This is a genomic window from Rhizobium sp. NFR12, assembly GCF_900108545.1.
In the GTDB taxonomy this organism is placed as follows: Bacteria; Pseudomonadota; Alphaproteobacteria; order Rhizobiales; family Rhizobiaceae; genus Neorhizobium; species Neorhizobium soli.
Map to the genome: position 1 here is coordinate 92,026 of NZ_FNWM01000002.1, position 16,012 is coordinate 108,037.

At 60.7% G+C, this 16,012-nt stretch carries 13 protein-coding genes; 8 read left to right on the forward strand and 5 right to left on the reverse strand.

The annotated features are described in order from the left end of the window. The first annotated feature begins 83 nt into the window (after positions 1-83). From BLW69_RS07780 to BLW69_RS07805, 6 genes are all read left to right on the forward strand, one after another. Positions 84-1,445 carry an ABC transporter substrate-binding protein gene (locus tag BLW69_RS07780; RefSeq protein WP_092661213.1) on the forward strand — a complete coding sequence of 454 codons (1,362 nt, stop codon included), beginning with the start codon at positions 84-86 and terminating at the stop codon, positions 1,443-1,445. 153 nt (positions 1,446-1,598) lie between these two features. Then, entirely contained in the window at positions 1,599-2,612 is a 1,014-nt protein-coding gene (locus BLW69_RS07785; RefSeq protein WP_092661214.1) for a carbohydrate ABC transporter permease, read from the forward strand. 1 nt (position 2,613) lies between these two features. Continuing rightward, entirely contained in the window at positions 2,614-3,780 is a 1,167-nt protein-coding gene (locus BLW69_RS07790; RefSeq protein WP_092661216.1) for a carbohydrate ABC transporter permease, read from the forward strand. A 26-nt stretch (positions 3,781-3,806) separates the two neighbouring features. Continuing rightward, positions 3,807-5,474, forward strand: a complete 1,668-nt coding sequence (locus BLW69_RS07795) for a beta-galactosidase BglA (RefSeq protein ID WP_092661217.1) — start codon at positions 3,807-3,809, stop codon at positions 5,472-5,474. Between the two features lie 33 nt (positions 5,475-5,507). Further along, positions 5,508-6,596: an ABC transporter ATP-binding protein gene (ugpC, locus tag BLW69_RS07800; RefSeq protein ID WP_092661219.1), complete on the forward strand. Its 1,089-nt coding sequence runs from the start codon at positions 5,508-5,510 to the stop codon at positions 6,594-6,596. Between the two features lie 183 nt (positions 6,597-6,779). After that, the gene (locus tag BLW69_RS07805) at positions 6,780-7,136 is read left to right on the forward strand and encodes a hypothetical protein (protein WP_092661221.1); all 357 of its coding nucleotides are present in this window, start codon (positions 6,780-6,782) and stop codon (positions 7,134-7,136) included. Positions 7,137-7,207: 71 nt separating this feature from the next. Here the strand turns inward: BLW69_RS07805 and edd are convergent, their stop codons facing one another. The 5 genes from edd to BLW69_RS07830 all read right to left on the reverse strand — a co-directional run bounded on the left by edd (position 7,208) and on the right by BLW69_RS07830 (position 14,143). Continuing rightward, entirely contained in the window at positions 7,208-9,025 is a 1,818-nt protein-coding gene (gene edd / locus BLW69_RS07810) for a phosphogluconate dehydratase (protein ID WP_092661223.1), read from the reverse strand. 100 nt (positions 9,026-9,125) lie between these two features. Next, positions 9,126-9,824, reverse strand: a complete 699-nt coding sequence (pgl, locus tag BLW69_RS07815; RefSeq protein WP_092661225.1) for a 6-phosphogluconolactonase — start codon at positions 9,822-9,824, stop codon at positions 9,126-9,128. Between the two features lie 7 nt (positions 9,825-9,831). Beyond that, positions 9,832-11,304, reverse strand: a complete 1,473-nt coding sequence (gene zwf / locus BLW69_RS07820) for a glucose-6-phosphate dehydrogenase (RefSeq protein ID WP_062453773.1) — start codon at positions 11,302-11,304, stop codon at positions 9,832-9,834. A 96-nt stretch (positions 11,305-11,400) separates the two neighbouring features. Next, positions 11,401-12,690 (reverse strand): NAD(P)/FAD-dependent oxidoreductase, encoded by a 1,290-nt coding sequence (locus BLW69_RS07825; RefSeq protein ID WP_092661227.1) that lies wholly within the window; start codon positions 12,688-12,690, stop codon positions 11,401-11,403. A 13-nt stretch (positions 12,691-12,703) separates the two neighbouring features. Beyond that, a complete protein-coding gene (locus BLW69_RS07830; RefSeq protein WP_062453771.1) occupies positions 12,704-14,143 on the reverse strand; it encodes a glutamine synthetase family protein in 1,440 nt (479 codons plus the stop codon). 184 nt (positions 14,144-14,327) lie between these two features. On the opposite strand from BLW69_RS07830, the gene BLW69_RS07835 reads away from it, so the two are divergent. Together BLW69_RS07835 and BLW69_RS23115 are read left to right on the forward strand one after the other, a co-directional pair. Beyond that, positions 14,328-15,509 carry a BaiN/RdsA family NAD(P)/FAD-dependent oxidoreductase gene (locus tag BLW69_RS07835; RefSeq protein ID WP_092661229.1) on the forward strand — a complete coding sequence of 394 codons (1,182 nt, stop codon included), beginning with the start codon at positions 14,328-14,330 and terminating at the stop codon, positions 15,507-15,509. A gap of 144 nt (positions 15,510-15,653) precedes the next feature. Further along, complete coding sequence (locus tag BLW69_RS23115; RefSeq protein WP_256413687.1) at positions 15,654-15,788, forward strand: hypothetical protein; 135 nt, start codon at positions 15,654-15,656, stop codon at positions 15,786-15,788. The last annotated feature ends 224 nt before the right edge of the window (positions 15,789-16,012 follow it).

The following is a 16,012-nucleotide window of genomic DNA, read 5'->3' on the forward strand; positions in this document are numbered from 1 at the left end:
TTTGCTTGCACTGGCGCCCTTGAAACCTCTGGCTCTGCCTTAAATCCCCCTGTAGATTACGCTTCAAAGGGGAGGATATTTTGATGAAGAAATCGTTTTGGATCGGCACGGCTTTCGTCGCACTGCTGGCTGGTGCCGCAGGTGCGCAGGAACTGAAGTTCGCGCCCGGCGAAGATGCCAAGTTCAACTGGAAAAGCTACGAGGATTTCAAATCCGCGCATGGTGACCTGAAGGGCCAGAGCCTGACCCTGTTCGGTCCTTGGCGTGGTGAGGACGAGGTGCTGTTCAACAGCGTGCTCGCCTATTTCAATGCCGCGACGGGTGCGAACGGTAAATACTCGTCGTCCGAGAACTACGAGCAGCAGATCGTCATCGATACCCAGGCAGGCTCGCCGCCCAACATTGCCATCATCCCGCAGCCGGGTCTTCTGGCCGATCTCGCGACCAAGGGCTTTCTGACGCCGCTCGGCCAGGAAAATGCCGACTGGATCAAGACCAACTACGGCTCCGGCGAGGACTGGATCCGCTACGGGACCTACAAGGGCAAGGACGGCAAAGAGGCCTATTTCGGTTTCCCGTTCAAGGCCGACCTGAAATCGCTCGTGTGGTTCGTGCCGGAGAATTTCGAGGAAGCCGGTTACGAAGTCCCAAAGACGATGGAAGACCTGATCAAGCTCTCCGACCAGATCGTCGAGGATGGCGGCGTGCCGTGGTGCATCGGTCTCGGATCGGGCGGCGCGACTGGCTGGCCTGCGACTGACTGGGTCGAGGACATGATGCTGCGGACGTCGTCGGCTGAAACCTACGACAAGTGGGTGTCGAACGAGATCAAGTTCGACGATCCGGCAGTGGTTGGTGCCATCGAGGAATTCGGCAAGTTCGCCCGCAATGACAAATACGTCGCGGGCGGCGTTGCAGCGGTCGCCTCGACCGACTTCCGCGACAGCCCGAAGGGCCTCTTCGACATCCCGCCGAAGTGCTACATGCATCACCAGGCCTCCTTCGTGCCATCCTTCTTCCCTGCGGACAAGGAACTGGGCGTCGATGCGGACTTCTTCTACCTGCCGACCTATGCCTCCAAGCCTGAACTCGGCACCCCGGTCCTCGGTGCCGGCACGATGTTTGCCATCACCAAGGATTCTCCTGCGGCAAAGGCATTCATCGAATTCCTGAAGACGCCGATCGCCCATGAAGTCTGGATGGCGCAGGCCTCCTTCCTCACGCCGTTCAAGGGCGCCAAGACGGAAGCCTATGCCAACGACACACTGCGCAAGCAGGGCGAACTGCTGACCACCGACACCACCTTCCGCTTCGATGCATCCGACATGATGCCCGGTAAGATCGGCGCGGGCGCCTTCTGGACCGGCATGATCGATTATGTCGGCGGCAAGGATGCAAAGGCTGTGGGCGGCGATATCCAGAAGGCCTGGGACGGCCTGAAATAGTCATTCGCGTCGAAGGCTGTGCTCGCGACTGCTCTTCTCCCTCGACCACAGGGAGAAGGGTGGATGCGGGGGCGAGGGGCATTTCCAGGGTTGGCATTTCCCGGATATGACGACGGAAGACCTGCTTAGCACTGCAGAAAAGGGGGAGGGCCTATGTTAGCTCAGATTGCATCTGCCATGGGTGTCGTCGTTGCCGGCGTTTTTGCCTGCGCGCTCTACTACTGGCTTTCCGACAAGCTGCTATCAGTGGCACTTCCGGTGCCGGAAGGCGATGCCCGCAAGGCTTCGGCCAATCTCAACCGTAGAGCCACGATCCGCCCCTGGCTGTTTCTCGGACCCGCACTCCTGCTGCTCGCGGTCTATCTCGTCTATCCCGTCATCGCGACCTTCATCCTGTCCTTCTACGATCGTTCCGGCGGCAATTTCGTCGGCTTTGCCAATTACCGCTGGGCCTTCTTCGACGCGCAGTTCCGCCAGTCGATCTTCAACAACATCCTCTGGCTCGCCGTCGTGCCGGCAGCCTGCACCTTCCTCGGCCTGGTCATCGCGGTGCTCACAGACCGTATCTGGTGGGGAAATCTCGCCAAGAGCCTGATCTTCATGCCGATGGCGATCTCGTTCGTCGGCGCTTCGGTGATCTGGAAATTCATCTACGAATTCCGTGGCGGCAACGAAACGCAGATCGGCCTCTTGAACGCGATCGTCCGGGCAATCGGCGGCGATCCGCAGGTGTGGATCTCGCTGCCCTTCTGGAACAACTTCTTTCTGATGGCGATCCTGATCTGGATCCAGACCGGTTTTGCGATGGTCATCCTGTCCGCAGCGCTACGCGGGATTCCTGAGGAAACCGTCGAGGCAGCCGTCATCGATGGCGCCAATGGCTGGCAGATCTTCTGGAAAATCATGGTGCCGCAGATCTGGGGCACGATCGCTGTGGTCTGGACCACGATCACTATTCTCGTTCTCAAGGTGTTCGACATCGTTCTGACCATGACCAATGGCCAGTGGAACACGATGGTGCTTGCCAACCTGATGTTCGACTGGATGTTCCGCGGCGGCGGCGACAGCGGTCGAAGTGCCGTCATCGCGCTGGTCATCATGGCGGCGGTGACGCCGATCATGATCTGGAACATCCGTCAGGCGAACCGCGACATGGGAGACCATTGAGATGAGCGCTGTCGCAAGCCTTCGCCGCATCGGCGTTCCAAGACTGATCCTGCATGCCTCGGTTCTGGTGATCTGTATCATCTGGCTGATCCCGACGCTCGGCATCCTCGTCACCTCGTTCCGCGATGCCGGCCAGATCACCTCCTCGGGCTGGTGGACGGCGCTGACCGGTGCCGCCGAAACCAGCGCAGCACGCCTCGGCGATCCCGCAAGCGCCCGGCAGGACGGACCCAACTACATCATTTCGGGCTCCGTCTTCGATGGCGGCGACGTCAAGAGCGGCAGCGTGGTCGCCTTCGGCACCAGGGTCGCTGCACCGACAGAATTCGAGGCCGGCAAGGAAGCCGATCTGGGAGACGGTGAAAAGCTCACCGTCAACACGGATGGCAGCTATTCCTACGTGAAGAGCGGCCCATTCGACGACAAGCGCGGCAAGCGCATCTATCTCTCGATCACCCAGCCGCCGAACTTCACCCTCAACAATTACCGCACGGTACTGACGTCCGCCGGCATCGGCCAATCCTTTATCAATTCGCTGACGGTCGCAATACCCGCTACCATCATCCCGATCCTGATTGCAGCCTTCGCAGCCTATGCCCTGTCCTGGATGCAGTTTCCCGGCCGGTCGCTGATCATCGCGCTCGTGGTCGGGCTGATCGTCGTGCCGCTGCAGATGACGTTGATCCCGTTGCTGACGCTCTATAACGACATTGGCAACCTGTTAGGCGTGTCGTCGCGCTCCTATGTCGGCATCTGGCTTGCGCATGCGGCCTTCGGCATGCCGCTCGCGATCTATCTCCTGCGAAACTACATCGCAGGTCTGCCCAAGGAGATCATCGAATCCGCCCGTGTCGATGGCGCCAGCGATTTCGAGATCTTCGTCAAGATCGTCCTTCCGCTTTCATTTCCGGCACTCGCCTCCTTCTCGATCTTCCAGCTCCTGTGGACGTGGAACGACCTTCTCGTCGCCATGGTATTTCTCGGTACCGGCAAGGATCAACTGGTCCTGACCGGCTCTCTCAACGCGCTGTTGGGGTCGATGGGCGGTAAATGGGAAATTCTCACCGCTTCGGCCTTCATAACCATCATCGTCCCGATTATCGTCTTTTTTGCACTGCAGCGATACCTCGTCCGCGGCCTGCTCGCCGGGTCGGTCAAGGGCGGATGATGTCTGTGAACCAACAGGGATAGTGGATGACAAGTTCGGCGGAAGTTCCCGGAGCAACGGACGCAGCAAAGGATCGGGACTGGTGGCGTGGCGCCGTCATTTACCAGATCTATCCCCGCTCGTTCCAGGACAGCAACGGCGACGGCATCGGTGACTTAAAGGGCATTTCCGCGCGCCTGCCGCATATCGCAGCGCTTGGTGCCGACGCCATCTGGATCTCGCCGTTCTTTCCGTCGCCGATGAAGGACTTCGGCTATGACGTCGCCAATTATTCCGATGTCGATCCGATGTTCGGCACGCTTTCGGATTTCGATGGCCTGATCGCGGAAGCCCATCGCCTTGGCCTCAAGGTGATGATCGATCTCGTCATGTCGCATTCGTCGGATCAGCATTCGTGGTTCATCGAAAGCCGTTCCTCGCGCTACAATCCCAAGGCCGACTGGTATGTCTGGGCAGACGCGAAGCCCGACGGCACGCCGCCCTGCAACTGGCTGTCGATCTTTGGCGGTTCGGCCTGGCACTGGGATCCGACCCGCATGCAATATTACATGCACAACTTCCTCACCTCGCAGCCGGATCTCAACCTGCACAATGCCGAGGTTCAGGATGCGCTGCTGGACATGACGCGCTTCTGGTTGAACCGCGGCGTCGATGGCTTCCGCCTCGATACGATCAACTTCTACTTCCACGACAAGCAATTGCGCGACAATCCGGCGCTCGATCCCTCGCGCCGCAACGCGTCGACGGCGCCCGCCGTGAACCCCTACAATTTCCAGGAACACATCTACGACAAGAACCGGCCGGAAAATATCGCGTTCCTGAAGCGCTTCCGCGCCGTTCTCGACGAATTCCCGGCAATCGCTGCCGTCGGCGAAGTGGGCGACAGTCAGCGCGGATTGGAAATCGTCGGCGAATACACGTCCGGAGATGACAAGATGCAGATGTGCTACGCCTTCGAATTCTTGGCGCCCGACGCTCTGACGCCCGCCCGCGTTGCCGAAGTGCAGACCGCCTTTTCCGAGGCCGCGCCTGAGGGCTGGGCATGCTGGGCCTTTTCCAACCACGACGTCGTGCGCCATGTCAGCCGCTGGGGCATGGACGTGCTCGACCGTGAAGCCTACGCAAAAATGCTCTCGGCCATTCTTTTGACCCAGCGCGGCTCGGTCTGCATCTATCAGGGCGAGGAGCTGGGCCTGACCGAGGCCGATATCGCCTATGCCGACCTGCGCGATCCCTACGGCATTCAGTTCTGGCCGGAATTCAAGGGCCGCGACGGCTGCCGCACGCCGATGGTCTGGGATGCCCAGGCGCTTCAGGCCGGCTTTTCGACGGCCGAAAAGACATGGTTGCCGATCCCGGTCGAACACCAGCTGAAAGCCGTCGGCGCCCAGTATGGCGATCCGGCTTCGGTGCTGGAGCAATACCGCCGCTTTCTCGCCTTCCGCAAACTGCATCCGGCCTTAAGCAAGGGGCAGTTCATGTCTCTTCCGGTCGATGACACGGTGCTGGGCTACAAACGCCAATACGGCAATGAGACGCTGCTCTGCCTGTTCAACATGAGTGCGGGCGAGGTCGCGACCGACCTGCCGATCAGTCAGTGGGACATGCTCGTTGGCCACGGTTTTGACAGCCGTGTCGAAGGCAATCGTGTCGAGCTGCCACCTTGGGGGGCGTATTTCGCTCGCCACACATAAGAGACAACAAAGGGTAACGGGGAGGACCACGTCATGACCGGTGTCGTACTGAAGGATATCCGCAAGTCCTATGGCCAGGTGAAGGTGCTGCACGGCATCGACCTGGACATTGCGCAGGGCGAGTTCGTGGTGTTTGTCGGCCCGTCCGGCTGCGGCAAGTCCACGCTGCTGCGGATGATCTCCGGGCTCGAGACGATCACCGGCGGCGAGATGCTCATCGATGGTCAGGTGGTCAACGACGTTCCGCCTTCGCGCCGCGGCATCGCCATGGTGTTCCAGTCCTATGCGCTTTATCCGCATATGACCGTCTACGACAACATGGCCTTCGGCATGCGGATCGCCAAGGAAAGCAAGGAGGAGATCGACCGACGGGTCCGCGCGGCCGCCGATATCCTTCAACTGACGCCCTATCTCGACCGCCTGCCGAAAGCGCTCTCGGGCGGCCAGCGCCAGCGCGTGGCGATTGGCCGGGCGATCTGCCGTGACCCGAAAGTCTTTCTGTTCGATGAGCCACTGTCCAACCTCGACGCAGCTCTCCGCGTCGCGACCCGCATCGAGATTGCCCGCCTCAAGGAGCAGATGCCGGACACGACGATGATCTACGTCACCCACGATCAGGTGGAGGCGATGACGCTCGCCGACCGGATCGTGGTCCTCTCGGCCGGCCGCATTGAACAGGTCGGGCCACCGCTCGAACTCTATGAGCGCCCGAAAAACCTGTTCGTCGCGCGCTTCATCGGCTCGCCGGCGATGAACATCATGCCCGTCACCGTCAAGGAAACCGGCGCTGTGACCACCGTTTCGCTTGTCGACGGAAAGTCGGTCATCGTACCGATCGCGACCGAAACCGGCGCGAACGGCAAGAGCGCAAGCTTCGGCGTGCGGCCCGAAGATCTGACCATCGCGACCGGCGAGGATTATCTCTTCGAAGGCAAGGTCTCCATCGTCGAGGCGCTCGGGGAGGTCACGCTCCTCTACATCGAAGGCTTGTCGGCCAAGGAGCCGATCATCGCCAAACTGCCTGGGATCATCGACGTGAAAAGAGGCGACACGATGCGTTTTTCAGCCGATCGGCAGAAGCTGCATCTCTTCGATGCGGACGGGCAGACCTATCGCCGCTGACGGATCGGGATAACTTTACATTTACCGGAATTTTGTGACTAATGCTCCGATTCGGGCCGCATATGAAATTCCAACGCTCTGTTAAACTTCAGGCCCTACTCTTTTGACATTGGAATAGGAGACACTGTCGTGACCGCGGCCCCCATTGGAAAAAGCCATTTTCTGAATAAGGAAGAGTCGTTCATGTATGACCGCGAAGCGCGGTTCCAGATGCATGACACGATGAACGCAGCCCGCATCGAGTATACCGAGAACGGCGTGATGAACATGGCGCAGCGCCGCTGCGACGTTCTGCAGATATCCGAAACCGAAGCGGTTCTCGGCATCATCACCCAGTACCACCTGCCCAAGCAATTTTATCTCGACATCCCGGACGCCCGCATCTCCAAGGTCGGCTGCATCCTGATGCGGGTCAACACCAACAACACCATTCAGGTTCGCTTTCTAAAGATGCTGACGAAGAAGGAGATGAACCGCATCTTCGTCTTCTCGACGCATCCGAACCACCGCGACATGACGATCGATCTCCGGGCCTGGTAAGCCACCTGTCCAAGGACCGTGGGCACTGTCGGAGTTATTGAAGGGGCGGCTCAAGGCCGCCCTTTGTTATTTCAGGAAAACACGCTGGCGCCGTGCTCGGCGCGGCCGACGTTGCGGCGGAAGGCGGCGAAGAGTTCGCGGCCCATGCCGAATTCGTTTTCGGAAAGGTCCGCCTTGGCAGGCAGGCGCGCCTCGAATTCGGCGGCGTCCACCAGAACCTCAAGCGTTCCGGCAACAGCGTCGAGACGGATCATGTCGCCGTTTTGGATCTTGGCGATTGCCCCGCCATCGCAGGCTTCAGGCGTCATGTGAATGGCGGCCGGTACCTTGCCCGATGCGCCGGACATGCGCCCGTCGGTGAGAAGCGCCACCTTGAAGCCGCGGTCCTGTAGCACGCCGAGCGGCGGCGTCAGACGGTGCAACTCCGGCATGCCGTTCGCCTGCGGTCCCTGGAAGCGCACGACGGCGATGAAGTCACGGTTCAGGTCGCCGCGCTTGAACGCGTCCTGCAGTTCCTGCTGGTCGTGGAACACGATGGCCGGCGCCTCGATGATATGGCGCTCCGGCTTGACGGCGGAAATCTTGATGACGCCCTTGCCGATATTGCCGGTCAGCATCTTCAGGCCGCCGGTCGGCTGGAACGGGGTTTCGATCTGCGCCAGAACCTTCGGGTCGCCACTCATCTGCGGCACCGTCGGGCGGGTCACGAGGCCCTTCTCGTCGAGCTTGGCTTCCACCGTATAGGCCTCAAGGCCATGGCCGAACACGGTGCGCACGTCGTCATGCACCATGCCGGTCTTCAAAAGCTCGCGGATGAGGAAACCCATGCCGCCGGCTGCGTGAAAATGGTTCACGTCGGCCAGTCCGTTCGGATAGACGCGGGCGAGCAGTGGAACGATGTCGGAAAGCTCCGAAATATCTTCCCACGTCAGATGGATGCCGGCGGCGCGCGCCATCGCAACGATATGCATCGTGTGGTTCGTGGAGCCGCCGGTCGCATGCAGGCCGACGACGCCGTTGACGATCGAACGTTCGTCGATCATCTCGCCCGCTGGCGTGAACTCGTTGCCGAGTGCGGTGATGGCGAGCGCCCGCTTGACGGCCTCGCGCGTCAGTGCTTCGCGAAGCGGCGTGCCCGGATTGACGAAGGAGGCGCCGGGCATATGGAAGCCCATGATCTCCATCAGCATCTGGTTCGAGTTGGCCGTGCCGTAGAACGTGCAGGTGCCCGGGCCGTGATAGGACTTGGATTCCGCTTCCAGCAGTTCGGCGCGGCCGACCTTGCCTTCCGCATAAAGCTGGCGAATGCGCGACTTCTCGTCGTTCGGCAGACCCGTCGTCATCGGTCCGGCCGGAATGAACACTGCCGGCAGATGCCCGAAGGACAGGGCCGCAATCACCAGGCCCGGCACGATCTTGTCGCAGATTCCGAGATAGACGGCGGCGTCGAACATGTTGTGCGACAGGCCGATACCGGCCGACATGGCGATCGCATCGCGGGAAAACAGTGAAAGCTCCATGCCGGGCTGCCCCTGTGTGACGCCGTCGCACATGGCTGGAACGCCACCAGCCACCTGGGCGATGCCGCCGGCTGCGCGTGCCGCCTCGCGGATGATCGCGGGGAAGGTCTCGTAAGGCTGGTGAGCCGAGAGCATGTCGTTATAGGAGGTGATGATGCCGAGGTTCGGAACGACGTCGCCTGCGAGCGCGTCCTTCTCGGCGGGGGAACAGACCGCAAAGCCGTGTGCAAGGTTGCCGCAGGACAGGGTGGTGCGATGCGGCCCGCGCGATGCGGCGCGGCGCACCCGGTCGATATAGGCCTCACGATGCGGTTTCGATCGTTCAACGATACGGGCGGTGATCGCCTCGATGCCGGAATGGGCGCCCATGGTTCATCCTCCTTGGGTCGATCCCGGTCTGGGAGAGTGCCGGGATCGCTGGTGTTACTGCTTCGGCCCCTCAAGAAGCGGCCGCCAGGTGAGGCGCGTGTTACGGCGCCCAGTAAATGTCGAGTGGCGATGCGGCACGGTTCAGAACCGCACGGACTGGCATTTCGGTCTCGTCGGATCCGGCGATCGCCTTTTCCAGCACGTCCTTCTTGCCCTGTCCCTCTATATGCAGCGCCAGAAAGCGGGCATCCGAAAGGCTGGAGAAGGAGAAGGTCAACCGCTCTTCGCCGGCCCCTTCCGCTTTCATCGTCATGACGCGGCAAAGACCGGTAAGGTCGAGCGCCTGTTCCAGATTGTTGCCATGCGGGAAGAACGAGGCGGTGTGCCCGTCTCCACCCATGCCAAGGATCACGACGTCGAACGGCTTGTCGAGCGCAGCCGTTGCCTTTGTCGCAATCACGGCCGCATCCTCGATCGAGGGCGCTTCGTAATAGAGCGGCACGAAGGTTGCCGCCGCCGCATTGTTCGCCAAAAGATGCTTGGCAACCAGGAGATGGTTGGAGCGCTCGTTGTCGGCGGGCACGAAGCGCTCGTCGACCAGCGTCACCTTCACCTTGTCCCAGGCAAGCTCACGGGTGGAAAGCTCCTCGAAGAACTTCTTCGGCGTGGAGCCGCCCGAAACCGCAATGCAGGCGGAATCGCGTGCGTAGATGGCAGCGGCGAGGCGGCTTGCCACCTCGTCGGCAAGCGCGGCTGCAAGCGCCGCACCGTCAGAATATTCGTGTTTCGTGTAGGACATGGCTACCTCAGGTCTCGTGCCAGGTGCGGCCGTCGCGCTCGATCAGGGCAATCGCCTGGCTCGGTCCCCAGGTTCCGGCCGTATAGCCCTGAACCTGCTGGCCGGCGGCTTCCCAACCCTTGAGGATCGGGTCGACCCAGCGCCATGCGGCTTCCACTTCGTCGCGACGCATGAACAGCGTCTGGTTGGAACGGATCGTGTCCATCAGCAGACGCTCGTAAGCATCCGGGTTGCGCACGTTGAAGGCAGCAGCAAAGCTCATGTCCAGCGACACTTCGCGCAGGCGCATGCCGCCCGGACCCGGGTCCTTGATCATCAGGGACTGCTTGACGCCTTCGTCCGGCTGCAGGCGGATGATCAGCTGGTTGGCTGCAATCCGGCCAGCGCTCGCATCGAAGATATTGTGCGGGATCGGCTTGAAGGTGATGACGATTTCCGACATGCGGCTGGCAAGGCGCTTGCCGGTGCGGATGTAGAAGGGAACGCCGGCCCAGCGCCAGTTGCCGATTTCGGCCTTGATGGCAACGAAGGTCTCGGTGTTGGAAACGCCGCCTTCCAGCTCTTCCAGGTAGCCTTTGACGGCGCCGCCTGCCGAAGCGCCGGCGCGGTACTGGCCCCGCACCGTCATCTGCTGAACGTTGGATTCGTTGATCGGCTTCAGCGCACGCAGCACTTTCAGCTTTTCGTCGCGAACGGCTTCCTGGTCCATCGACGATGGGACTTCCATCGCCACAAGGCACACGAGCTGCATGATGTGGTTCTGCACCATGTCGCGCAGAGCACCCGCCGTATCGTAGTAACCCGCGCGACCTTCGAGGCCCACCGCTTCGGCAACGGTGATTTGCACGTGGTCGATATGGTTGGCGTTCCACAGCGGCTCATAGAGCGCGTTGGCAAACCGCAGCGCCATCAGGTTCTGCACGGTTTCCTTGCCGAGGTAGTGGTCGATGCGGAAGATCTGCTCTTCCGGGAAGACCTTGCCGATCTGGTCGTTGAGCGCCAGCGCTGACGCAAGGTCGCGGCCGATCGGCTTTTCGACGACGATACGGGTCTGCTTGGTGATCATCTTGTGATCGCGGATTTTTTCGGAAATGGCACCGAAAATTCCAGGCGCGACGGCGAGATAGAACACGCGGACGCGGTCCTTGCCCTCGTCGAGCAGCTTCTTCAGCTCGGCCCATCCGCCTTCCGATTTCGCATCGACGGACACGTAATAGAGACGCTTGCAGAACTTCTCGACTTCCGCCTCGTCGTATTCACCCTTCTTGAGATGCTCCTTGAGGGCGTCCTGGGCGAACTTGCGGTAGTCGTCGTGCGAAAGCGCGCTGCGCGATGCGCCGATGATTCGGGTTGGTTCGGTGAAATGGCCTTCGATCTGACGATGGTAGAGGGCCGGCAGAAGCTTGCGCTCCGCAAGGTCGCCGGTGCCGCCGAAAACGACGCAATCAAACGGCTCGACTGGGATGATCTGGCTGCTCATCGCTATTCTTTCATCTCGCATAGTTGGTGGAACACATATTCTAATCGATTTAAAAACGCTAGCCCGAAATCGCAACTGGGCGGTAGGGGAGGCGTCTCACATCCTGTCTCTGAGCGCAAACCAAGTCAGCGCGAGGAACAGAAGAGGGCTTCGCATGCGCCGCCCGCCGGGGAAGGACGGTATGTCGAGGTCCCGCAGACAATCGAGCTCGGTGCGATTTCCCAGGACCATATCGGCGTAGAGTTTGCCGCAATAATTCGACAGCATCACGCCATGACCGGAATAGCCACCGATCGATGTGACGCCCGGCATCACCTCGCGAACGAACGGATGCCGCGGCAGGGTAATCCCGACATTGCCGCCCCAGGCATGGGTGATCTGGACATCCTTCAGCGCCGGATAGGTATCGACGATCTGGCGGCGGATGGCCTCGGCCGTGTCCTTCGGATTGCTCGACGTGTAGACCTCGCGGCCACCGAACAACAGCCGGTTGTCCAGCGACTTGCGGAAGTAGCGCACCACGAAACGGCTGTCGCAGACGGCCTCGCCACCGGGAATGACCTGCGGAAACTCGTCGAGCGGTTCGGTTGCCGCGATAAAGGATCCGATCGGCATGATATGCGCGCCGGTCACCGGTTCGAGATTGCCGATATAGGCGTTGGTGGCAAGCAGCACCCGAGCGGCCGAAATCGTGCCGCGCGGCGTCTCGATGAGCGTCTTGCCGCCGGACTGCGTGATCCTGGTTGCCGGCGTTTCCTCGTGGATCGCAGCGCCTGCGTCATGCGCCACCCGTGCCAGTCCGATCAGGAGCTTCAGCGGATGGATATGGCCGGTTCCCATGTCGCGCACGCCGCAATGGTAATCGGTCGTGCCGACCCGCTCGGCGGTTTCCTTCGCGCCCATGAACGTGACATGCGGATAGCCGTAGCGCTCGGCCGCGATTGCGGCATTGGCCTGGTAATATCGCTCGTATCCCCGCTTGTGGGCAACGTTCAGCTGTCCCGGCACGTATTCCATGTCGATGCCGTGGGCGGACGCGAAATCCATCAGGTAGCGCTTGGCGCCCTCGGCCATGTCGAACAGCGCTTTCGAGCGCTCGAAACCAAGCTTTTCTTCGATCTCCTCCGGCCAGGAGCGCTGGCCGGTGCCCAGTTGCCCGCCATTGCGCCCCGATGCGCCGTCACCGAAATGCGCGGCCTCGATCAGCACCACCGACGTGCCGGCTTTCGCCAGCGTGTAGGCGGCCTGGAGCCCGGTATAGCCGCCGCCGATGATGGCAACGTCAACGCTCTTCGAGGCGTCGAGGGTAGGGTAGGTCGCCCGGTCGCCAACGCTTGCCTGATACCAAGAAATGCCCGAGGCGATGGGGCTCTGCCAATTGTCCAAGATACCTTTTCCCTCACACGTTGAGGAGCAGGAATTCCCGTTCCCAAGGGCTGATCACCTGCATGAACGTCTCGAATTCTCCCCGTTTCACGCCGGCATAAAGGCCGATGAATTCCTTGCTGAAAACTTCCGCAAGCGCCGGCTCGTCCTCGAGCAGCGAGACGGCCTTCAGGAGATCGCGCGGCAGGTCGATCTCGCCTTCGTTGGCGGAATCTTCCGTCGGCGGTGTCGGATCGAGCCTGTTTTTGATGCCGAGCAGGCCGCAGCCGAGAGAGGCAGCAAGCGCAAGATACGGATTTGCATCGGAGCTCGGCAACCGGTTCTCGACACGCCGCGAGTTCGCGTCCGAAACCGGTACGCGAAAGGCCGTGGTGCGGTTGTCGTAACCCCAGGCGGAGTTGACGGGTGCCGCCATATCCGGCGTCAGGCGCCGGTAGGAATTCACGTAAGGCGCCATCATCACCAGCGCCTTCGGGATGAAGGCCTGCATCCCGCCGATGAAGTGGAAGAATTCCTCCGATGCCGAACCGTCGGCGTTGGAAAAGACGTTCTTGCCGGTCTCGATTTCCACCACCGACTGGTGGATATGCATCGCAGATCCCGCTTGACCCTGCATCGGCTTTGCCATGAAGGTTGCATAGATGCCGTGTTTCAGCGCCGCCTCGCGAATGGTGCGCTTGAACATGAAGACCTGGTCGGCCAGTTCCACCGGATCGCCATGGCGAAGATTGATTTCCAGCTGCGCCGGGCCTTCCTCGTGGATCAGCGTATCGATCTCGAGGCCCTGCTTTTCGGAGAAATGGTAGATGTCGTCGATCAGTTCGTCGAACTCGTTGATGCCGGCAATCGAATAGCTCTGTCCACCGAGGATCGACCGACCGGAGCGGCCCTTCGGCGGATGCAGTGGATAATCCGGGTCGTCGTTCTTGGCGACCAGATAGAACTCGATCTCCGGCGCCACGACGGGCTTCCACCCGCGGTCGTTATAGAGCTTGACGATATTCTTCAAAACGTTGCGCGGCGTATAGGACACCGCCTGACCATCTGTGTCGACGATGTCGCAGATCACCTGCGCCGTCGGGTCGCTCTCCCAGGGCACGACGGCAAGCGTCGAAAGGTCCGGCATCAGCTTGAGGTCGCTGTCGCGCGGCTCATAGCGGAAGTTTGCCGTCTCGTCGGGATACTCGCCGGAGATGGTATGGCGATAGAGCGCCGAAGGCAGCGCCAGCGAGGTGTTGGACGTAAACTTCGACGAGGGCATCATCTTGCCGCGCGGCACGCCGGCTAGATCGGGCGTGATGCATTCGATGTCTTCGATCCCGCGTGCCCGAAGCCAAGCGGCTGCCTCGCGCCAGTCTGCAACGCCGCGAAGCGAAGTCAGTGTCGGCTGGGCTGTCGCGGCTTTCGCCACGGTTCCGGTTGCCAGGACAGGGGATGATTTCTTGCGCGGCATAACACACCGGGGTCATGTTGATCGGAGCCCCATCATAGCCATGGAATGATGTTTGGGAACACTCTTTGGCTGAGAGCGCGCTGACTTCTTGGCGAGGAGCAGGCTAAATCCGCTATCGTGGCCCCGCCATCTTGACTTCGAGGCTCCAATCGAAAACAGCAAGTCGATGACGAGAGGATGACCATTGGCACAGAAATTCGATGTGATCGTGTTGGGCGCCGGTGCCGCCGGCATGATGTGCGCCATCCGCGCCGGCCAGCGTGGTCGCTCAGTGCTGGTGCTCGATCATGCCAAGGCGCCTGGCGAAAAGATCCGCATCTCGGGAGGCGGCCGCTGCAACTTTACCAATATCGGTGCGGCCCCCCAGCATTACCTCTCCGGCAACGCGCATTTCGTCAAATCGGCACTCGCCCGCTACACCGCCCGCGATTTCCTCGACTTGGTGGAACGGCATCGGATTCCCTGGCACGAAAAGACGCTCGGTCAACTGTTCTGCGACAACAGCGCCAAGGACATCATCGCGATGCTGCTGTCGGAAATGTCGGCCGCGAACGTGTCCCTGAAGCTTCAGACGCCGATCGACGGCATCGAAAAATCGCCCGACGGATATCGGCTGGCCACCTCTGCCGGCCAGTTCGAAGCCGGATCGCTGGTGGTGGCGACGGGCGGCAAGTCCATCCCGAAAATGGGCGCCACGGGCTTTGCCTACGAGATTGCGGCGCAGTTCGGGCTCAAGCTGGTCGAGACGCGCCCCGGCCTCGTGCCGCTGACCTTCGATCAGAACACACTCGAAAAACTGTCGCCGCTGTCTGGGATCGCGGTTCCTGCAGAAGTGCGCCACGGCCGGACGGGATTTCGCGAGGCCATGCTGTTTACCCATCGCGGCCTCAGTGGCCCGTCCATCCTGCAGATTTCCTCCTATTGGCGGGAGGGTGACGACATCACGCTGTCGATCGAACCGGATGCCTCAATCAGCGATGCACTGAAGGCGGCCCGCAAGACGAACGGCAGACAGGCGGCGCAGACGGCGCTTGGCGAAATACTGCCCAAGCGTCTTGCCCAATACTTCGTCGAAAACCGGGGCGTCACCGGCAATCTCGCCGATCTCTCCGACAAGATGCTGACAGGGCTTGCAGCATCGATCCAGGACTGGAAGATCCGCCCCGCCGGTTCGGAAGGATATCGCACGGCCGAGGTCACGCTGGGTGGTATCGATACTTCCGCACTGGATTCCAAAACGATGCAGGCCAAGGCCGTGCCAGGCTTGTATTTCATCGGCGAGTGCGTCGACGTTACAGGCTGGCTTGGAGGCTATAACTTCCAGTGGGCCTGGTCTTCCGGCTATGCTTGCGGAGACAGCCTCTAGGTAGAAATGCCAGTTGTGCTCGATTCAGGTGTTGTTAATATGCCTGGAGGATGCTGCCTTAATGCCAGCCCATTTGTTTGGTCTATAGGCTGCGTACCCGCCGGCTTCCGGCGGCCATCACCAAGATCGTGGAGTCGGATACCTATGCAGAAGACCCGCAGCGCCCGTGCAATTGCTATTGCCAAGACCCAGGATAACGCAAAGTTGATCCGCGTAAGATTTCTGGCGATGGCGATTGGAGCAACTGTTGCTCTTCTTTCGGTTCCTTTCTACTTCTGACGTAGTCTCCCCGCAGCCTTGCTGCGGCAAGGAATGTGTGAACGAGTAACGGCGTCGGTGTAGCTCTGGATCTACGTCGGTCGCTTGAGTTACGTCAATTTCCTATTTATCTAATCTTCAGATATCTCCGTCAAAAACAACAGTGTCTCTCACATTTTGGAAAGAGCCCTGTTTTGACCAAGAAGCTTCTCCCCTCATCCGTTGTATCCCGGATTGTTCTCCTC

Excerpts from the sequence above, each read along its gene's own strand:
- BLW69_RS07780 (WP_092661213.1), top strand. The coding sequence starts at position 84 with ATGAAGAAATCGTTTTGGATCGGCACGGCTTTCGTCGCACTGCTGGCT.
- BLW69_RS07785 (WP_092661214.1), top strand. The coding sequence starts at position 1,599 with ATGTTAGCTCAGATTGCATCTGCCATGGGTGTCGTCGTTGCCGGCGTT.
- BLW69_RS07790 (WP_092661216.1), top strand. The coding sequence starts at position 2,614 with ATGAGCGCTGTCGCAAGCCTTCGCCGCATCGGCGTTCCAAGACTGATC.
- BLW69_RS07795 (WP_092661217.1), top strand. The coding sequence starts at position 3,807 with ATGACAAGTTCGGCGGAAGTTCCCGGAGCAACGGACGCAGCAAAGGAT.
- ugpC (WP_092661219.1), top strand. The coding sequence starts at position 5,508 with ATGACCGGTGTCGTACTGAAGGATATCCGCAAGTCCTATGGCCAGGTG.
- BLW69_RS07805 (WP_092661221.1), top strand. The coding sequence starts at position 6,780 with ATGTATGACCGCGAAGCGCGGTTCCAGATGCATGACACGATGAACGCA.
- edd (WP_092661223.1), bottom strand. The coding sequence starts at position 9,025 with ATGGGCGCCCATTCCGGCATCGAGGCGATCACCGCCCGTATCGTTGAA.
- pgl (WP_092661225.1), bottom strand. The coding sequence starts at position 9,824 with ATGTCCTACACGAAACACGAATATTCTGACGGTGCGGCGCTTGCAGCC.
- zwf (WP_062453773.1), bottom strand. The coding sequence starts at position 11,304 with ATGAGCAGCCAGATCATCCCAGTCGAGCCGTTTGATTGCGTCGTTTTC.
- BLW69_RS07830 (WP_062453771.1), bottom strand. The coding sequence starts at position 14,143 with ATGCCGCGCAAGAAATCATCCCCTGTCCTGGCAACCGGAACCGTGGCG.
- BLW69_RS23115 (WP_256413687.1), top strand. The coding sequence starts at position 15,654 with ATGCAGAAGACCCGCAGCGCCCGTGCAATTGCTATTGCCAAGACCCAG.